Annotated in this window: 18 protein-coding genes; 10 read left to right on the forward strand and 8 right to left on the reverse strand. The window is 70.1% G+C overall.

Features of this window, described 5'->3' with window-relative positions:
- Positions 1 to 44: 44 nt before the first annotated feature.
- The 3 genes from HWW87_RS24555 to HWW87_RS24565 all read right to left on the reverse strand — a co-directional run bounded on the left by HWW87_RS24555 (position 45) and on the right by HWW87_RS24565 (position 2,526).
- On the reverse strand, positions 45 to 1,349 hold the full coding sequence (locus HWW87_RS24555; RefSeq protein ID WP_175822496.1) for an endoribonuclease L-PSP: 1,305 nt from the start codon (positions 1,347 to 1,349) through the stop codon (positions 45 to 47).
- A 37-nt stretch (positions 1,350 to 1,386) separates the two neighbouring features.
- On the reverse strand, positions 1,387 to 2,103 hold the full coding sequence (fabG, locus tag HWW87_RS24560; protein ID WP_006490635.1) for a 3-oxoacyl-ACP reductase FabG: 717 nt from the start codon (positions 2,101 to 2,103) through the stop codon (positions 1,387 to 1,389).
- Between the two features lie 138 nt (positions 2,104 to 2,241).
- The gene (locus tag HWW87_RS24565; protein ID WP_124453521.1) at positions 2,242 to 2,526 is read right to left on the reverse strand and encodes a phosphopantetheine-binding protein; all 285 of its coding nucleotides are present in this window, start codon (positions 2,524 to 2,526) and stop codon (positions 2,242 to 2,244) included.
- 547 nt (positions 2,527 to 3,073) lie between these two features.
- Here HWW87_RS24565 and HWW87_RS24570 point away from each other — a divergent pair.
- The 10 genes from HWW87_RS24570 to HWW87_RS24615 all read left to right on the forward strand — a co-directional run bounded on the left by HWW87_RS24570 (position 3,074) and on the right by HWW87_RS24615 (position 13,439).
- The gene (locus tag HWW87_RS24570) at positions 3,074 to 3,727 is read left to right on the forward strand and encodes a hypothetical protein (protein WP_175822497.1); all 654 of its coding nucleotides are present in this window, start codon (positions 3,074 to 3,076) and stop codon (positions 3,725 to 3,727) included.
- A gap of 59 nt (positions 3,728 to 3,786) precedes the next feature.
- A complete protein-coding gene (locus HWW87_RS24575) occupies positions 3,787 to 5,535 on the forward strand; it encodes an AMP-binding protein (protein WP_175822498.1) in 1,749 nt (582 codons plus the stop codon).
- Positions 5,532 to 6,509, forward strand: coding sequence for an acyl-CoA synthetase (locus HWW87_RS24580; RefSeq protein ID WP_175822499.1), 978 nt, complete (start codon positions 5,532 to 5,534; stop codon positions 6,507 to 6,509). Before HWW87_RS24575 ends, HWW87_RS24580 begins: the two co-directional genes overlap by 4 nt.
- Complete coding sequence (locus HWW87_RS24585) at positions 6,506 to 7,147, forward strand: outer membrane lipoprotein carrier protein LolA (RefSeq protein WP_175822500.1); 642 nt, start codon at positions 6,506 to 6,508, stop codon at positions 7,145 to 7,147. The genes HWW87_RS24580 and HWW87_RS24585 overlap by 4 nt, the downstream gene beginning before the upstream one ends.
- On the forward strand, positions 7,147 to 9,618 hold the full coding sequence (locus tag HWW87_RS24590; RefSeq protein ID WP_175822501.1) for an MMPL family transporter: 2,472 nt from the start codon (positions 7,147 to 7,149) through the stop codon (positions 9,616 to 9,618). The genes HWW87_RS24585 and HWW87_RS24590 overlap by 1 nt, the downstream gene beginning before the upstream one ends.
- On the forward strand, positions 9,615 to 10,499 hold the full coding sequence (locus tag HWW87_RS24595) for a polysaccharide deacetylase family protein (RefSeq protein ID WP_175822502.1): 885 nt from the start codon (positions 9,615 to 9,617) through the stop codon (positions 10,497 to 10,499). Before HWW87_RS24590 ends, HWW87_RS24595 begins: the two co-directional genes overlap by 4 nt.
- Positions 10,500 to 10,562: 63 nt before the next feature.
- Positions 10,563 to 11,786: a beta-ketoacyl-[acyl-carrier-protein] synthase family protein gene (locus HWW87_RS24600; RefSeq protein WP_175822503.1), complete on the forward strand. Its 1,224-nt coding sequence runs from the start codon at positions 10,563 to 10,565 to the stop codon at positions 11,784 to 11,786.
- Between the two features lie 8 nt (positions 11,787 to 11,794).
- Positions 11,795 to 12,613 carry a beta-ketoacyl synthase chain length factor gene (locus HWW87_RS24605; protein WP_175822504.1) on the forward strand — a complete coding sequence of 273 codons (819 nt, stop codon included), beginning with the start codon at positions 11,795 to 11,797 and terminating at the stop codon, positions 12,611 to 12,613.
- Positions 12,610 to 13,113, forward strand: a complete 504-nt coding sequence (locus HWW87_RS24610; RefSeq protein ID WP_175822505.1) for a hotdog family protein — start codon at positions 12,610 to 12,612, stop codon at positions 13,111 to 13,113. The genes HWW87_RS24605 and HWW87_RS24610 overlap by 4 nt, the downstream gene beginning before the upstream one ends.
- Positions 13,110 to 13,439, forward strand: coding sequence for a hypothetical protein (locus HWW87_RS24615; protein WP_175822506.1), 330 nt, complete (start codon positions 13,110 to 13,112; stop codon positions 13,437 to 13,439). Before HWW87_RS24610 ends, HWW87_RS24615 begins: the two co-directional genes overlap by 4 nt.
- 90 nt (positions 13,440 to 13,529) lie before the next feature.
- Here HWW87_RS24615 and HWW87_RS24620 read toward each other — a convergent pair whose 3' ends face one another.
- The 5 genes from HWW87_RS24620 to HWW87_RS24640 form a co-directional block, all read right to left on the reverse strand.
- On the reverse strand, positions 13,530 to 13,736 hold the full coding sequence (locus HWW87_RS24620) for a hypothetical protein (RefSeq protein WP_175822507.1): 207 nt from the start codon (positions 13,734 to 13,736) through the stop codon (positions 13,530 to 13,532).
- A gap of 108 nt (positions 13,737 to 13,844) precedes the next feature.
- A complete protein-coding gene (phbB, locus tag HWW87_RS24625; protein ID WP_174390515.1) occupies positions 13,845 to 14,588 on the reverse strand; it encodes an acetoacetyl-CoA reductase in 744 nt (247 codons plus the stop codon).
- A 217-nt stretch (positions 14,589 to 14,805) separates the two neighbouring features.
- Entirely contained in the window at positions 14,806 to 15,987 is a 1,182-nt protein-coding gene (locus HWW87_RS24630; protein WP_175822508.1) for an acetyl-CoA C-acetyltransferase, read from the reverse strand.
- A 289-nt stretch (positions 15,988 to 16,276) separates the two neighbouring features.
- Positions 16,277 to 16,861 (reverse strand): TIGR01841 family phasin, encoded by a 585-nt coding sequence (gene phaP / locus HWW87_RS24635; RefSeq protein WP_175822509.1) that lies wholly within the window; start codon positions 16,859 to 16,861, stop codon positions 16,277 to 16,279.
- 505 nt (positions 16,862 to 17,366) lie between these two features.
- Positions 17,367 to 18,131: a ParA family protein gene (locus tag HWW87_RS24640; protein WP_175822510.1), complete on the reverse strand. Its 765-nt coding sequence runs from the start codon at positions 18,129 to 18,131 to the stop codon at positions 17,367 to 17,369.
- Between the last annotated feature and the right edge of the window lie 9 nt (positions 18,132 to 18,140).

The following is an 18,140-nucleotide window of genomic DNA, read 5'->3' on the forward strand; positions in this document are numbered from 1 at the left end:
GGCCGCAGGCCGGACCGGTTGCCGGATCGTGAGACTCTCGCGCTTCATGACAGCCACTCCATGGCATGACCGGCGCTGGCCTCGATCTCGACCAGCAGGTCGTCGCGACACACGTCCGCATGAACGAACAGCGGCCGGACGTGAAGACCGGCCGCGTCGCGCAGCACGCGCCCGATCGCGGCCAGCGCCGCGGTATCGCCGGCGTCGCGCACGTAGACGCGATAGCTCAGGTCGGCGAGCGAGAACGGGCCGTGCCCCTGCCGCGCGGCCTGCTCGAGCACCGCCGCGAGGTTCGCGACCGTCTCGCGCGTCTGCGCGACGACGTCGCCGCGATGCACGGTGCGGTGCCCGACGATGCTCGCGGTGCCCGATACGAACAGCACCGGCGTCGCCGCGCCGTCCGCCCACGCGGCGGCGCGCGCGAACGTCGGCGCGCGCGGGCCGTACTGCGCCGGATAGTGATACGCGCTGACCTGGCGCGGATTCTCGACGGAATCGGCCGGCGTGCGGCTCGCGAGGAAGTAGATCGCGAGCGGCGCGGCCGGCGGCGCATCGTCCGCGACCGGCACGACCGAGCCGAGCGCACACGCGGCCGGCACGCCGCCCGTCAATGCACGACGGCACGCGTCGAACGCATGCTGACGGCCGATATTGAACTGACGATAACGCTCGATCCCGCCCTGCATCGCATTGATCGCCGGCACGGTGTTCCAGATCCGCAGCGGATGCGGCATGCCGAGCGCATCGAGCAGATCGAACAGCGTGCGGTACGCGTCGAACGTCGCGCGTTCGAGCGGCGTGCCGCCGTCGCGCGGGGCATCGTACGCCGCGTCCGTCTCGTGTAGGACGATGCTGCCGAACACGAGCCCAGCCGCTTCGCTGTAGCGATAGTGCAGCGCACCGCGCCGCGCGCTGCGCAGATCGTGCGCGTCGCATTGCCACAGTTCGCAGACGGCATCGCCCGGTGCGACCTCGGCGCCGAGCAGCGCCATCTGCACCGGCGCGACCGGCAGGCCGGGTACGGCATCGGTCAGCATCCGCGCCATCGCGTCCGCGCGCGACTCGTCCGGTGTTCCCGCTGCGCCGATACACACCGCGCCCAGCGCGCCGGGAAACACGCGGTCGAGTCCGTCGCCCCGGCTGCGCGCATCGTGCAGCAGCGCGACGAGCCGCGCATCGCTCATCTGGACGAGCCGCAGCGCGCGGCCGCCGCCGTGCGCGAACGGCGCGGCCGCAGGCGCGGCGGCGGGCAACAGCGAACACGGGCGCCGTTCGGCGTCGACTGGATGCACAGACACTTCGATTTCCTCACTATATGGCGCAGGCCGCGCGGCCCTGCGGCCCTGCACCGCGTTGCGTGACGTCAGGCCAACGCGGCGCGCTTCGTCATGCGAGCCCGCCGTTGACGGACAACACCTGCCCCGTCACATAGGCCGCGGCGTCGGATACCAGGTACGCGACCATCGCCGCGACTTCGTCGGGCCGGCCCGCGCGCTGCGCGGGCACGAGCTGCTTGATGCGCTCGGCAGGAAACGCCTGTTCGGCCATCGGCGATGCGATGATGCCGGGCGCCACCGCGTTCACGGTGATGCCGCGCGACGCGAGCTCCAGCGACAGCGACTTCGTCGCGCCGATCAGCCCCGCCTTCGCGGCCGCGTAGTTGGCCTGCCCGCGATTGCCGGTCACGCCGGCCACCGATGCGATGTTGACGATCCGTCCGCGCCGCGTGCGGATCATCGGCAGCAGCAGCGGCTGCGTGACGTTGAAAAAACCGTTGAGCGTCACGTCGATCACGCTGTGCCATTGCCGGCGCGACATGCCGGCCATCGGCGCATCGTCGTGAATGCCCGCGTTGTTGACGAGGATCTGCACCGGCGCATCGTCGATGAACGGCTGCAGCGCGGCGAGCGTCGCATCGGCATCGGTCACGTCGAACGCGATTGCGTGCGCGGCGCCGCCGGCCGCGACGATCTGCTGCGCGACCGCCTCCGCCTGCGCGAGATGGCGGTTCGCATGCACCCACACTTCATGGCCGGCCTGCGCGAGCGCCGTGCAGATCGCCTGCCCGAGTGCGCCGCTGCCGCCCGTCACGAGCGCCCGCATCGAATGACTCCGTTCATCGCGTTTTCACCTCGATCGACGCGGCCGGCGCATCGTTTGTCGAACGCCGCCGCGTACCGTCTTCACCGTTGCGCCGCACCCATGCGCGATGCCCGTGCGCTACGCCCGTGCGCGACGCCGTCACTTCGTGCGATGCGCGGCGACGTAGGCAGCCAGCGCACCGAGCGTCGCAAAGATCTTTTGGTTGTCCGGATTGTCCGAGCGCAGTTCGAAGCCGTATTTCTTCGAAATCAGCAGCGCGATTTCCAGGATGTCGATGGAGTCGAGCCCAAACCCTTCGCCATACAGCGGGGTGTCGGCCGTCACTGTGTCGAGCGGGACGTCTTCGAGATTCAGTTCGCCGATGATCAGCGTGGCGAGCTCTTGTTCCAGTGCGTTCATCATGCGTGCGGGCAGGCGGCCCATGGCAGCGGGAGGCGCCCGGAAACGGCAACCGTCGTGCACGCCCGGCGCGTGCCAATCTCCGTCCCTCCGGCGTCTGCCGGTGTCCCCGCCTGCGTCATTTGGGGATCGTTTGTAAAAGTTACGCGGATTCTAGACGAAGGGTATCGGGCCGTATACCGCGAATGGTTACAAGACTGGCGAGCCACCGCAGCGGCCCGTTTCGGACACGAATGCACGAGACGCTTGAGCCGCTTTGGATGGAAATGGACCGACCCCGCGAACCCGTTCGTCCGGTGCCATACAATCGGTTACAAAACCCGGTCGCGGCCGCCCCGAACCGGCGCTGCCGCGGCCCTAAAATGAGCGTGCCCGACCACCGGCCCGGACCCGCGTCCCGGCCGCCATTCATATGATGTTTGACGGCCCGACCATCGTGTCCGTCCGCGATCCGCCCGATGTCTCCAGTCATGCCCCGTCCGCCTTTGCGCTCCGTTCTGGTTCGCCCGCCCGTCAGCCGCTGCGCCCCGGCCGCCGGCCGAGGTGCGCGCCGCGCGTTCGGAGGCCGTCGATGAGCCGGCTGCTGCCCGTCGTGCGCGGCGTCGCAGCGGTCGGCGCCGTGGGCGCCTATCAGATCGGCGCCCACTACGCGACCGCGACACCCGGCGCGCACGGCTTCGGCCTCGCGATGGCGCTCGTGCCGCCGCTGCTGCTCGCGCTGGGCGTGGCGCTGCGCTCGCCGCGGCGCGCCTGGCTCGTGCCGGCATGGCTGCTGGTTGCCGGCGCGCTGTGGGCCGCGCGCGCGCCGCTCGCGCAGCACTTCGAATGGGGCCTGTATCTGGAACACGCGAGCTTCAACGTCGCGATGGCGCTGCTGTTCGGCCGCACGCTCGTGGCCGGCGACGTGCCGCTGTGCACGCGCTTCGCGGCGATGATCCACGGCACCGTCACGCCGGCCGTCGCGCGCTACACGCGGCAGATCACGCTCGCGTGGACGCTATTCTTCGTCGCGATCGCCGCCGTATCGACGCTGCTGTTCGCGACCGCGCCGATCGTCACGTGGTCGACCTTCGCGAACTACCTGTCGCTGCCGCTCGTCGCCGTGATGTTCGCCGCCGAGCATGCGTGCCGGCGTGTCGCGCTGCCGCACGAGCCGCGGCCGCGGATGGTCGACGCGGTGCGCGCGTATCGCGCGTCGACCCACGCCTCGCAGGCCTCGCGATGAATTCATGACCGGCGCGGCTCCACGGCCGCGCCGGCCTCCGTTTCCGTCTTGACCGATTTATGCCGACTCACCCGCTGGTATTCCATGCCTCGCCCGACCAGACGATCGCCTGGCGCGACGGCTCGCCCGTCACCGTGCGCGCGTTCGTCGCCGACGTCGCGCGCGTGGCCGCCGCGCTGCCCGCCGGCGGCCACGTGTTCAACGTGTGCCGCGACCGCTATCGGTTCGCGGTCAGCCTGTGCGCGGCGCTCGTCGCCGGCAGGATCAGCCTGCTGCCGTCGACGCACACACCGGAAATGGTTCGCCAGCTCGCGTCATTCGCGCCCGACGCGTTCTGCCTGCACGATGCGCCCGACTGCGCGATCGACCTGCCGCGCTTCGCGTATCCCGATGCCGCGCCGGGCGAACTGGCGAGCGATGCGCCGTTCGCCGTCCCGCGGATCGACGCGGCGCGCATCATGGCCTACGTGTTCACGTCCGGCTCGACCGGCGCGCCGGTGCCGCACCGCAAGACCTGGGGTTTCCTGGTCGGCTGCGTGCGCGCGGCGGCCGATCGCCTCGGGCTGCTCGACGGCCGCGCGGCCACGCTGATCGGCACGGTGCCCGCGCAGCACATGTACGGCTTCGAGTCGACGGTGCTGCTCGCGCTGCTCGGCGGCCTCGCGTTCAGCAACCGCCAGCCGTTCTACCCGAGCGACATTCGCGACGAACTCGACGCGATCCCGCAGCCGCGCGTACTCGTCACGTCGCCGATCCACTTGCGTGCGCTGCTGTCGGCCGGCCATGCGCTGCCGCGCGCGGCGCTGGTGCTGTCGGCCACCGCGCCGCTGTCGGAAAAGCTCGCGTGCGAAGCCGAGGCCGCGCTCGACGCGCCGCTCGTCGAGATCTACGGCAGCACCGAGACCGGCCAGATCGCGACCCGTCGCACGTCGCAAGGCGCGGCCTGGGAACTGTTCCCCGACATCCGGCTCGACGCACGCGACGAACCGGACGACGACGACAGCGGGCCGACCGTATGGGTATCGGGCGGGCACGTCGAGGCGCCGGTGCCGATGGGCGATGCGCTCGAGCTGCTCGGCGACGGCCGGTTCCTGCTGCACGGCCGCAAGGCCGATCTCGTCAACATCGCCGGCAAGCGCACGTCGCTCGCGTACCTGAACCATCAGCTCAACGCGATTCCCCAAGTGATCGACGGCGTGTTCTTCATGCCCGACGAAGCCGCGCCGGCACACGGCGACACGGCGCTCGAGCCGGTCACGCGCCTCGTCGCGCTGGTCGTCGCGCCGACGCTCGCGGCCGCCGATCTGCAACGCGCGCTGCGCGAGCGGATCGATCCCGCGTTCATGCCGCGCCCGCTCGTGTTCGTCGATGCGCTGCCGCGCAACGAAACGGGCAAACTGCCGCGCGACGTGCTGATCGCGCTCGTTGCGCAACATGCGCGCGCGTCGGCCACGACGGCCGCAACGGCCGAGCGCGACCCGGCCGGCCCGCCCGCGCTCGCGTTCACGATTGCCGCCGACCATCCCGTGCTGCCCGGCCACTTCCCCGGCCATCCGGTCGTGCCGGGCGTCGTGCTGCTCGATCACGCGATCCACACGATCGGCGCGGCGCTGAACCGTCCGCTGCACGCGTGGCGGCTCGGGTCGGCGAAATTCCTGAGCCCGGTCGCGCCCGGCGAACCGCTCGCGCTCGCGTACGACGCCGCGGCCAGCGGCGCGATCCGCTTCACGGTGCGCGCCGGGTCGCGCGAGGTCGCGACCGGCGTGCTGTCCGCGCCGCCGCCCGCGCAGGAGGGTGCGCAGCCATGAAGCGCACCGCATGGGCCGAGCGCCAGGAGCGCAGCAACGCGGGCTTGCTGCGCACGATGACGTGGATCTCGCTGCGCTTCGGCCGACAGCGCGCGCGCGTCGTGCTGCACCTGATCGCGACGTATTTCGTGCTGTTCTCGCCGGTCGCGTGCGCGGCGTCGCGCGACTACCTGCGCCGCGTGCTCGGCCGCCCCGCGCGCTGGCGCGACGTGTACCGGCACGTGTTCACGTTCGCGGCGACGATCCACGATCGCGTCTACCTGATGAACGGGCGCTTCGACCTGTTCGACATCCGGCTGCACGGCGAGACGCTCGTCGACGACGCGCTCGCGGGCGGACGCGGCGCGTTCCTGATGGGCGCGCACCTCGGCAGCTTCGAGGTCGTGCGCGCGATCGGCCGCACGCATCCGGACCTGCGCGTGGTCGTCACGATGTACGAGAAGAACGCGCGCAAGATCAATGCGACGCTCGCCGCGGTGAACCCGGCTGCGCAGCCGGAAGTGATTCCGCTCGGGCAGGTCGACTCGATGCTGAAGGTGCGCGAGCGCCTCGACGCGAACTGCATGGTCGGCATGCTCGCCGACCGCACGCTGCTCGACGACGCGGCCGGGTCGCTGCGACGCTTGCCGCTGCTCGGCGCGCCGGCCGCGTTCCCGCTCGGGCCGCTTTACATGGCCGCGATGCTGAAGCGCCCGGTGATCTTCATGACGGGCCTCTATCGCGACGGCAACCGCTACGATGTGCACTTCGAGACGCTCGCCGATTTCTCCGACGTGCGGCGCGACGCGCGCGCGGCGGCGGTCGATGCGGCACTCGCGCGCTACGTCGCGCTGCTCGACAAGTACTGCCGCATGGCGCCGTACAACTGGTTCAACTATTTCGATTTCTGGCAAGGCGGCAATGCCGCGGCCGCGCGCCGCGAGGCGGTGCAGGCCGGCGCCGACCTGCCCGCCACGAGGGATTCCGACGCATGACCGCCGTTCGCCGCCTGTTCCCGTTCTCGTCGCCTTGCATCGCCCGCGTCGCCCGCGTGCTCGCCGCCACGGCCGCCGCGATCGCGCTGGCCGTGCCCGCGCACGCGGCGGACGCCGGCTCGGCCTGGACCCTCGACCGGCTGATGTCGACGCTCGCGCAGCACAAGTCGGGCCGCGCGACCTTCACCGAGACGAAGACCCTGTCGATCGCCACGCAGCCGGTCGAATCGTCTGGTGAACTGATTTTCGTCGCGCCCGACCATCTGGAAAAGCACACGCTGAGCCCGAAGCCCGAACACCTCGTCGTCGACGGCGACATGCTCACCGTCGAGCGCAACAACCGCAAGTACACGCTCGCGCTCGCGCGCTATCCGGAACTCGGCGCGTTCATCGACAGCATCCGCGCGACGCTCGCCGGCAACCGCTTCGCGCTCGAACAGGTGTACAAGGTCGCCCTTTCCGGACGCGGCGACGACTGGACGCTGACGCTCACGCCGCTCGACTCGCGGATGCTGAAGGTCGTCAGCACGATCACGCTCGACGGCACGCGCGACGTGTTGCGCAGCGTCGCGATCCGGCAGGCCGACGGCGATCGTTCGGTGATGCGCCTGCAACCCGTCGCGGCGAACGCGAACTGATGGACGATCGTACGCGCCCCTCCCCCGTCGCGCGCTGCCTGCCCGCATGGCGGCAGCGCGCGGTGCTCGTGTGGCTGCTGGCGCTCGTCGCGTGCGGCGTCGCGATCGGGCGCGCGCACTTCACGGCCGACCTGTCCGCGTTCCTGCCGAATGCGCCGAGCGCCGGGCAGCGCGTGCTCGTCGACCAGTTGCGCGACGGCATCGTATCGCGCCTGATCCTCGTCGCGATCGACGGCGGCGATGCGGGCACGCGCGCCGCGCTGTCGCGGCGCGTCGCCGGCACGCTGCGCACCGACCCGCAGTTCGCGGCCGTTCACAACGGCGAGGCCGCGAACGACGCGCGCGACCGGCAATTCATCTTCGATCACCGCTATCTGCTGAGCCCGGCCGTCACGCCGCAACGCTTCAGCGCCGACGGCCTGCACCAGGCGCTCGGCGACAGCCTCGACCTGCTGAGCTCGTCGGCCGGCCTCGTCGCGAAGGCGATGCTGCCGCGCGACCCGACCGGCGAAGTCGCCGCCCTCATCGACGGGCTCGACAGCGCGGCAGAACCGGCGAGCCGCGACGGCGTGTGGGCGTCGCGCGACGGCACGCGCGCGGTGCTGGTCGTGCAGACGGCCGCCGCCGGCTCCGATACCGATGCGCAGGCCCGCGCGATCGACACGGTGCGTCGCGCGTTCGCCGCTGCGAAACGGGCCATCCCGAATGCAGCGGCAAACACGCTCGCAATGACGGGCCCCGGCGTGTTCTCGGTCGACACGCGCGACACGATCCGGCACGACGTCGAACGATTGTCGACGGCAAGCGTCGTGCTGATCGTCGCGCTGCTGCTCACGCTATACCGTTCGCCGCGCACGCTCGCGCTCGGCCTGCTGCCGGTGCTGACCGGCGTCGCGGCCGGGATCGCGGCGGTCAGCGTCGCGTTCGGCACGGTCCACGGGCTGACGCTCGGGTTCGGTACGACGCTGATCGGCGAAGCCGTCGACTATTCGATCTACCTGTTCGTGCAATCGGCGCAGGCCGGCACGCGCGGCGCGGAGCGCCCGGCCGACGCGACGCGCGCGTGGGTCGCCGCATACTGGCCGACGATCCGGCTCGGCGTGCTGACGTCGGTGTGCGGGTTCGCGTCGATGCTGTTCTCCGGATTCCCCGGCCTCGTGCAGCTCGGGCTGTATTCGATCGTCGGGCTGACGGCCGCCGCGCTCGTCACGCGCTTCGTGCTGCCGCACCTGCGCGGCGAGCATGTCGCGATCCGCGACGTATCGCGCATCGGCGCCGTGCTCGCGCGCGCGGCCGACGCCGCGCCGCGGCTGCGCTGGCCACTCGCGGTGCTCGTGGTCACCGCGTGCGCGACGCTCGCGCTGCATCGCGACGCCCTGTGGAGCCGCGAGCTCGCCGCGCTCAGCCCCGTGCCGGCACAGGCGCAGGCGCTCGACGCACGGCTGCGGGCCGATGTCGGCGCGCCCGACGTGCGCTACCTCGTCGTGATTGCCGCGCCGACCGAACAGGCCGCCCTCGAAGGCGCGGAAAAAGTCGCCGCGCAATTGCAGCCGCTGGTCGACCGGGGCACGCTCGGCGGTTTCGAGAATCCGGCCCGCTACCTGCCGAGCGACGCCGCGCAGCGCGCGCGCCAAGCGAGCCTGCCGGACGCGAACGTACTCGCCGAACGGATGCGCGATGCCATCGCGCACCAGCCGATCGCGGTGAAGCCCGACCTGTTCGCGCCATTCCTCGCCGACGTCGACACGGCGCGTCACGCGCCGCTGCTGACGCGCGCGGACCTGCGCGGCACGTCGATGGCGCTCGCCGTCGATGCGCTGCTGACCGAACGCGACGGCCGCTGGAGCGCGATGCTGCCGCTGCGTGCGCCGGACGCCGCGGGCACCGCGCAGCCTGCGTCGAGCCTCGACGCCACGCCGATTCGCGCCGCCGTCGCACGCGCGGGCGTGCCCGATGCGTTGTTCGTCGACATGAAGGCCGAAGCCGATCGGCTGTATGTGAGCTATGTCCACGAGGACATCCGGCTGTCGCTCGCAGGGTTTGCCGCAATCGCCATGCTGCTGCTGATCGCGCTGCGCTCACCGCGCCGCGCCGTGCGCGCCCTCGCCCCGCTCGTCGCGGCCGTGCTGATCGTGACCGCCGGCTTCGCGCTCGCCGGCGTGCAACTGACGATCCTGCACCTCGTCGGGATGCTGCTGATCGTCGCGGTCGGCTCGAACTACGCGCTGTTCTTCTGCAAGCGCGACGACGCGCAGCCCGTCACGCCGTACACGCTGGTGTCGCTGCTGATCGCGAACCTCGCGACGGTCGCCGGCTTCGGGCTGCTCGCGCTGTCGCGCGTGCCGCTGCTCGAAACCTTCGGGCTGACCGTCGGCCCCGGCGCGATGCTCGCGCTCGCGTTCGCGGCGATTCTCGCGCCGCGCGCGGCGGCGGCGGCAGTCGGCAATCATGAACAAGGAGGCCGCGCATGAACGTGCCGCCTTTCATTCCGCCGCGCGATACCGGCGACGCACGGCGCTGGAAACCGACGCCGCTGATCGCGGGCGCCACCGCGCTGCACGCGGGCGCGGCCGCCGCCGTGATCGCGCAACCAGCCACGTGGCCGTGGGCCGTCGGCGGCGTGGTCGCGTCGCATCTCGCGTTGACCGCGGCCGGCCTGTGGCCGCGCAGCACGCTGCTCGGTCCGAACTGGACGCGCCTGCCGCCCGGCGCGGGCCGCCGCATCGCGCTGACGATCGACGACGGCCCGGACCCGGACGTCACGCCGCGCGTGCTCGACCTGCTCGACCGTTACGACGCACGCGCGACGTTCTTCTGCATCGGCGATCTCGCGCGCCGCCATCCGCGGTGGATCGAGGCGATCGTCGCGCGCGGCCATGCGGTGGAGAACCACAGCCAGCGGCACCGCCATACGTTCTCGCTGTCGGGGCCGGCCGCGCTTCGGCGCGAGATCGCGGCCGCGCAGCAGACGCTGACCGACATCGCCGGCACGCGCCCGCTGTTTTTCCGTGCGCCGGCCGGCCTGCGCAATCCGTTTCTCGAACCGGTGCTGTGCGAACTCGGCCTGCAACTCGCGAGCTGGACGCGGCGCGGCTTCGACACGCGTGCGCGCGACGCCGCGACCGTCACGCGCCGCCTGCTGTGCGGCCTCGATGCGCGCGACATCCTGCTGGTCCACGACGGTCATGCGGCGCGCGATGCGCGCGGCGAACCGGTCGTGCTCGACGTGCTGCCCGCGGTGCTGCGCGCGGCCGCCGACGCGCAGTTGCACTGGACCACCTTGCGCGCGGCGCTCGCGCTCGAACCGTCCGGCCAGCCGGGCGTTCCGGCACCCCCGTTTGATAAAATCTGACCTCGAACGGCGCGCCTGCCAGCCTTGCTGCAGCGCCCGTTCCGGCCACCGGATGCGACCCTCGTGAACCCTCTCCTGCTCTCGCACTTCACCGCCACCAGCTGCATCGGCCGCGGCCTCGACGCGACCCTCGATGCGCTGCGCCACGCCCGCGGCGGGCTCGTGCCGTGCAACTTCGAGCGTGCGGACCTCGACACGTGGATCGGCGCGGTGGACGGCGTCGATGCGCAACCCGTGCGCGCCGATCTCGCCGACTTCGAATGCCGCAACAACCGCCTCGCGCAACTCGGCCTGACGCAGGACGGCTTCGACGCACGCGTCGCGGCGGCGGTCGCGCGCTACGGTGCCGCACGCGTCGGCGTGTTCGTCGGCACGAGCACGGCCGGCATCCTCGAAACCGAACGCGCGTACCAGCGCCGCGACCCGGCGAGCGGCGCGCTGCCGGCCGACTTCCGCTATGCGCACACGCACAACCCGTATTCGCCGGCCGCGTTCGTGCGCGCGTATTTCGCGCTGCGCGGGCCGGCGATGGCGATCTCGTCCGCGTGCTCGTCGGGCGCGAAGGTGTTCGGCTCCGCGCGCCGCATGATCGAGGCCGGGTTGATCGACGCGGCCGTCGTCGGCGGCGTCGATTCGCTGTGCCTGACCACGCTGTACGGCTTCAATTCGCTCGAGCTGCTGTCGCGCCAGCCGTGCCGGCCGTTCGACGTCGCGCGCGACGGCATCTCGATCGGCGAGGCCGCCGCGTTCGCGCTCGTCGAACGCGTCCCTGCCGCGCCCGCCGCGTTCGACGGCGACGCGATCCTGCTGCTCGGCATCGGCGAATCGAGCGACGCGCACCACATGTCGTCGCCGCATCCGGAAGGGCTCGGCGCGCGCGCCGCGATCGAGCAGGCGCTCGCGTCCGCCGGCCTCGGCGCGCCCGATATCGACTACGTGAACCTGCACGGCACCGCGACGCCGAGCAACGATGCCGCGGAAAGCCGCGCGCTCGGCGCGTTGTTCCCCCGCACGCCATGCAGCTCGACGAAGGGCGCGACCGGCCACACGCTCGGCGCGGCCGGCGCGCTGGAGGCGATCGTCGCCGCGCTCGCGCTGCGCGAGCAGTTCGTGCCGGCCGGCGTCAACACGACGCAGCCCGATCCGGCGCTCGCAGCCGATTACGTGCTCGCGAGCCGCGACACGCACGTGCGCGCCGTCCTCTCCAATTCGTTCGGCTTCGGCGGCACGAATTGCAGCCTGATCCTCGGTCGCGCCCAGCGTGTGGCCGGTCGCGCCCGCCGTTGAGGCCCGCCATGACACTCATCGCCTTCATCGAAAGCATCGGCCTCGTCGGGCCGGGATTGAACGACTGGCCGCACGCGGCCGACGTGCTCGCGGGCCGCGCGCCCTATGCGCCCGCCCGCACCGAGCTGCCGCCGCCGGCCGGCCTGCCGTCCGCCGAACGGCGTCGCACGGGCCCCGTCGTGCGCGCCGCGCTCGCGGTCGGCCACGAAGCGGTGGCCGCGAGCGGCCGCGACGCCGCGACGCTCGCGACCGTGTTCAGTGCATCCGGCGGCGACGGCCAGAACTGCCACGCGATCTGCGAAACGCTGGCCGGCGACGATCGCCAGCTGTCGCCGACCCGCTTCCACAACTCGGTGCACAACGCCCCGGCCGGCTACTGGAGCATCGCGACCCGCGCGACGGCGACGTCGAACGTGCTGTGTGCGCATGACGGCAGCTTTGCCGCCGGCCTGCTCGAATGCCTGTGCCAGGTCGTCGTCGATCGCGTGCCGAGCCTGCTGATCGCGTACGACACCGACTATCCGGAACCGCTGCGCGCGGTGCGGCCGATCGGCGATGCGTTCGGCGTCGCGCTCGTGTTCGCGCCGCAAGCAAGCGAGCGCACGCTCGCCCGCATCGACGTGCAGCTCACCGATGCACCCGCGACAACGCTCGCGCATGCCGGACTCGACGCACTGCGCGCCGGCAATCCGGCTGCCCGCGTGCTGCCGCTGCTCGATGCGCTCGCCGCGCGGCGGTCGACGCGCGTCGTGCTCGACTACCTGGACGATACGCGCGTGCAGGTCGACGTCGCGATGCCCGAATCTTTCGCGGAGCGCGCGCGATGACCGCAACGGTCGTATTGACCCCGCCGCTCGACCACGCGTGGATTGCCGCGCACATTCCGCACGCCGGCGCGATGTGCGTGCTCGATTCGGTCGATGCGTGGGATGCCGAACGAATCCGCTGCACCGCGACGAGCCACCGCGATCCGCACAACCCGCTGCGCGCGCACGGCCGGCTCGCGTCGGTCTGCGGCATCGAATACGCGGCGCAGGCGATGGCCGTGCACGGCGCGCTGCTCGGCGCGCACGAAGCGCATCCGCGCGTCGGCTATCTCGCGAGCGTGCGCAACGTCGACGCGTTCGTCGACCGGCTCGACACGTTCGAGCAGCCGCTCACCGTCGACGCGCAACGCGTGAGCGGCGATGCCCGCTCGGTGCTGTACGGCTTCGCGCTGCGCTGCGGCGAGCGCGTGCTGCTGTCCGGCCGCGCGGCGGTGATGCTCGACGCGTCGGCCGCCGGCGCGTTTCGACCGGCGCCTGTCGGCAACCCGAATCCTCGATGAAGAGGCTTACCTCAAGGAAACCCGTCGTGAAAGTTCGTCAGTTCATTGGCGCCGCGCTCGTCCTGGCGCTGCTCAGCCCGCTCGCACACGCGGACATGTCGGAAGTGAAGCAGGACATCAAGCGCGATTCGAAGGAAGCCGCGCACAAGACCGGCGACGCGGCGCGCAGCTTCGGCCATGCGACCGCGAGCGCCGCGAAGGCGGTCGGGCACGGCGTCGCCCATGCGTCGCGCGAGGGCTGGGACGCCACCAAGCGCACGACGAAGCGGATCTTCCACAAGAACGACTCGGGCGAGTCGGCCGGAAAAAGCGAAAAGAGCGACTGATCACGCGTCCCGCGCGCGTTGCCGACGGCATGCGCGCGGGGCGTGACCGCTCATCGATCGTTCACCGATTGCGACGCGCCGGCGCCGCCGTCAGCGTGCGTCGCGCATGCGGCGCAGCGACCTCGCCGGCCGGCGCGCGAAGCACCTGCCGTACGCGACCAGCCAGCAATCGCGATGATCGAAATTCCGCAGCAGCCGCGCGCGGCGCCGCTCGAGCCAGTAGAGCGAGATCGCCATCGTCAGCGCGACGGCCAGCGCCGAGCCGCCGATCACGAGTCCCATCCAGGTGTCGCCCATGCGTTCTCCGGAATGCGAGGCCGAAGCGGCGCGCCTGCCGCCGCTCCGGCACGGGATAGTGGGGAACGCGGCCCGCACGGGCGCGAACGCCGTGCGGGCCGCCGCGCGTCAGTGCATGTGCTGGCCGCCGTTGATCGCGATGTTGGAGCCCGTCACGAAGCCGGCCTCCTCCGAGCACAGGTAGGCCACCAGCGCTGCGACTTCCTCGGGCTTGCCGAGCCGGCCCGCCGGAATCTGCGGGAGGATCTTCGTGTCGAGGATGTCCTGCGGGATCGCGGTGACCATCTTCGTTGCGAGATAGCCCGGCGACACCGTGTTCACCGTCACGCCCTTGCGCGCGACCTCGAGCGCGAGCGATTTCGTGAAGCCGTGCATGCCGGCTTTCGCGGCCGCGTAGTTGGTCTGGCCGACCGAACCCTTCGAGCCGTTCACCGACGAAATGTTGACGATACGGCCCCATCCGCGCTCGACCATGCCGTCGCAGACCGGCTTCGTCATGTTGAACACGGAGTCGAGGTTCGTGCGGATCACCGCGTCCCAGTTGACCTTGTCGAGCTTGCGCAGCGTCATGTCGCGCGTGATGCCCGCATTGTTCACGAGAATGTCGACCGGGCCGATGTCCCGCACGATCTTCTCGATACATTGCTGGCACGAGTCGTAATCGGCCACGTCCACCGGGTACGCATGGAATGCGCGGCCGGCCGCATGCATCTCGGTCAGCCAGCGGTCCGCGCCGGCGTTGTTCGGCGAATACGTGACGACTACCCGGTGACCCGCGTCGTTCAACCGGATGCTGACCGCTTCGCCGAGGCCGCCCATCCCACCTGTCACAACTGCAATTCGCTTAGTCATCCTATTAATTACCGACAAAAAAGTAATCGATGAAAGGCGGGGCGACGGCATCGCACATGCTGCCGCCCCACCGCTTCGATGCGCATCCGCCCGCGTCGCAGGCGGCACGCACCGGCACCTCGCGCGTTATTGTTGACTGCCTGTCTTGCGCGAAAACCGCCTGGCTCACCCGCGGCGCCGACCCGCGCCGCAAGCGAACCGTGCTGTCAGCCCCAGCTCAGGCGCGCTCGACCGCGAGCGCGACACCCATCCCGCCGCCGATGCACAGCGACGCCAGCCCGCGCTTCGCATCGCGCTTGGCCATCTCGTGCAGCAGCGTCACCAGGATCCGGCAGCCCGACGCGCCGATCGGGTGGCCGATCGCGATCGCCCCGCCGTTCACGTTCACCTTCGACGTGTCCCAGCCCATCTGCTTGTGCACCGCCAGCGCCTGCGCCGCGAACGCTTCGTTGATTTCCATCAGGTCCAGGTCGCCCGGCGTCCAGCCCGCGCGCTCCAGCGCCCGGCGCGAGGCCGGCACCGGGCCCATGCCCATCACGCTCGGATCCACGCCCGCGTTCGCGTATGCCTTGATCCGCGCGAGCGACGTCAGGCCCAGCGCCGCCGCCTTCTGCGCCGACATCACCAGCACCGCCGCCGCACCGTCGTTCAGACCCGACGCGTTCGCCGCCGTCACCGAGCCGTCCTTCGAGAACGCCGGCTTCAGCCCGGCCAGCGACTCCGCCGTCACGCCGTGACGCACGAACTCGTCGGTCGCGAACTGCAGCGGCTCGCCCTTGCGTTGCGGAATCGACACCGGCACGATCTCGTCGTTGAAGCGCCCGGCCTTCTGCGCGGCTTCCGCCTTGTTCTGCGACAGCGCCGCGAACGCGTCCTGCTCTTCGCGCGTGATCCCGTATTCCTTCGCGACGTTCTCCGCCGTGATGCCCATGTGGTACTGGTTGTACACGTCCCACAGGCCGTCGACGATCATCGTGTCGACCAGCTTCGCGTCACCCATCCGGAACCCGTCGCGCGAGCCCGGCAGCACGTGCGGCGACGCGCTCATGTTCTCCTGCCCGCCCGCGATCACGATCTCCGCATCGCCCGCGACGATCGCGTTCGCCGCCAGCATCACGGCCTTCAGGCCCGAGCCGCACACCTTGTTGATCGTCATCCCCGGCACGGCGCTCGGCAGCCCTGCCTTGATCAGCGACTGCCGCGCCGGGTTCTGCCCGGAGCCGGCCGTCAGCACCTGGCCCATGATCACTTCGCTGACCTGGTCGGGCTTCACGCCCGCACGCTCCAGCACTGCGCGGATCACCGTCGCGCCCAGTTCGGGCGCCGCAATCTTCGCCAGCGAGCCGCCGAATTTGCCGACCGCGGTCCGCGCGGCCGATACGATCACTACATCCGTCATGTTCAATCCCTGCATTGAAATCAGTTCGTCGTTCTGACGCCGGCGCGAGGCGGCTGCACGTGCGATGCGCGCATCGGGCCAACCGGCGCGATCGCGGTCGCATGCCGCCGTATGGCGGGCAGCACCTGTTCGCACCGGCGGCACGGCACGCCGCGGCACGGGCAACCGTGCACGGTCGTCTTGCGGCGCACCGGACGTTGGCCGGACCCGCGTGGCACACGCGGCGCCGGCGCCGTCCGGTGCCGATCAACAATCGTGTCGCGCCTGCGCGCGACACGCACTCACACGGTTACGCAGCCGATTCGCGCGCAGCCGCTGCGTCCTTGCGGGCGGCGGCCGCCGTCTGCTTCGCGCCGCGCGTGGCCGTTTCGCTGACCGCATCGAAACCGCTCTGCGCCGCTTCGATCGCCTGCCCCGTCACTGCACGCACGGAATCGGCCGCGGCGCTCGCCGCGGACCACGCCGAGTTCAGCGCGGCCACCACCGGCGCCGAGCCGGCCGGCGCATGCTTCGACAGTTCGCCGAGCACGTCCTTCAGGCGCTTGTCGTTCTGCTCGTACTGCGCCTGCGCGACCTTCGCCCATTCGGACTGCGTCGACACCGCGATGTCGAACAGATGGCGACCGTACGACACGACCTTGCCGGCCGCTTCCTGCGGCACGGCGACCTGCTGCGCGAAGCCTGCTGCCGGGTTGCTGCTGTTGAACGCGTTCTTCAGCTTGTCCTCGTATTCCTCGAGCGCCGTCCGGGCCGCTTGCAGGTTGAGTTCGACGACAGCCTCGAAACCATGGATCGCCGGACGGGCGATCGCGAACCACGCGGCGATACCGGACTGATAATCGGCGGTGAGTTTTTCGGGGGCAAATACGGACATCGGGCACGCTCCTGTTGGCAATGCGAGAGACGACTTGAAGAAAAAATGGAAGCTTGAGCGACGGCTGCTTCCTTATTGACAACCCGTCACCTGTTTGAGCACGGGCAGTTGAAGGAAGTCATTTTAGATCGATTAATTGTCAATCAAATGGCATTAATGATAGGTATAAACCCTTATCACCCTTTGGCGCGACCGCTGAAGTCCCAAGGCGCATCGAAATATCAGACGGGATATCGCCCGCTCCGGCCTGCAATGCCTTTTTTACCTTTTTACAGCATAACGCAACATGACGTCGCGCAATATTTGCCAAATTCACTATTCCGATTATTAGAAAAATGGCCGCCATTGAGAATGGAGCAATCGTTTATGTAATCGTTTTTTCTGGATTTATTATGAAATCGTTTTCTGCATTATTAATGACGAAATCAATAATCGGACGAATTTAGGGTCGCGATAAAAACGAGGCCGCTCGAAGCGGCCTCGGTCGACGCGGGCAGGTGCGGGCTCAGCCGGCCAGTTCGCGATGCAGCGCGCGGAACTCCTGCGCGAGCTTGTGCGTCGGTTCGAAATGGATCACCGGCGTCGACTGCTGATGTGATTCGCGGATCTTCACCGACGCGGACAACCGCGACGCGAGCACCGGCAACCCCTCGTCGACGAGCTCGTCGACCAGCCGTTGCGGCAGGCTCGCGCGCGGCTGGAACTGGTTGATGACGATCCCTTCCACCTCGAGCGCGGCGTTGTGGTCCTGCTGGATTTCCTTCACGTTCTCGAGCAGCGTGTACAGCGCGCGGCGCGAGAAATCGTCGCAGTCGAACGGGATCAGGCAGCGCTCGACCGCGATCAGCGCCGAGCGCGTATAGAAATTCAGCGCGGGCGGCGTGTCGATGTACACGGCGTCGTACATGTCGAGCTCGTTCAGCGCATCGCGCAGCTTGTAGATCTTGTAGCGCGATTCGAGCTTGCCGTGCAGCGTGTCGAGATCCGGATGCGCGGGCATCACGTCGAGCCCGTCGAACGGGGTCGCGTGGATGAACGACGTGACGTCGACCGGACGGAAATTGAAGGTCAGCGCGGTTTCGAAAAAGCCGGCGACGCCCGGTTGCGCGTCGGCCGCGGCGTCGCCGAGCAGGTAGCGCGTCGAGTTCGCCTGCGCATCGAGATCGATGACGAGCGTGTGCAATCCTTCGCTCGCGCTGATCGCCGCCAGGTTGCAGACGATCGTCGACTTGCCCACGCCGCCCTTCTGGTTGAATACGACCCGCCGCATGGTGTCTCC

Origin of the sequence: Burkholderia sp. BCC0419, from assembly GCF_902830285.1 — a bacterium.
Taxonomy (GTDB): Bacteria; Pseudomonadota; Gammaproteobacteria; order Burkholderiales; family Burkholderiaceae; genus Burkholderia.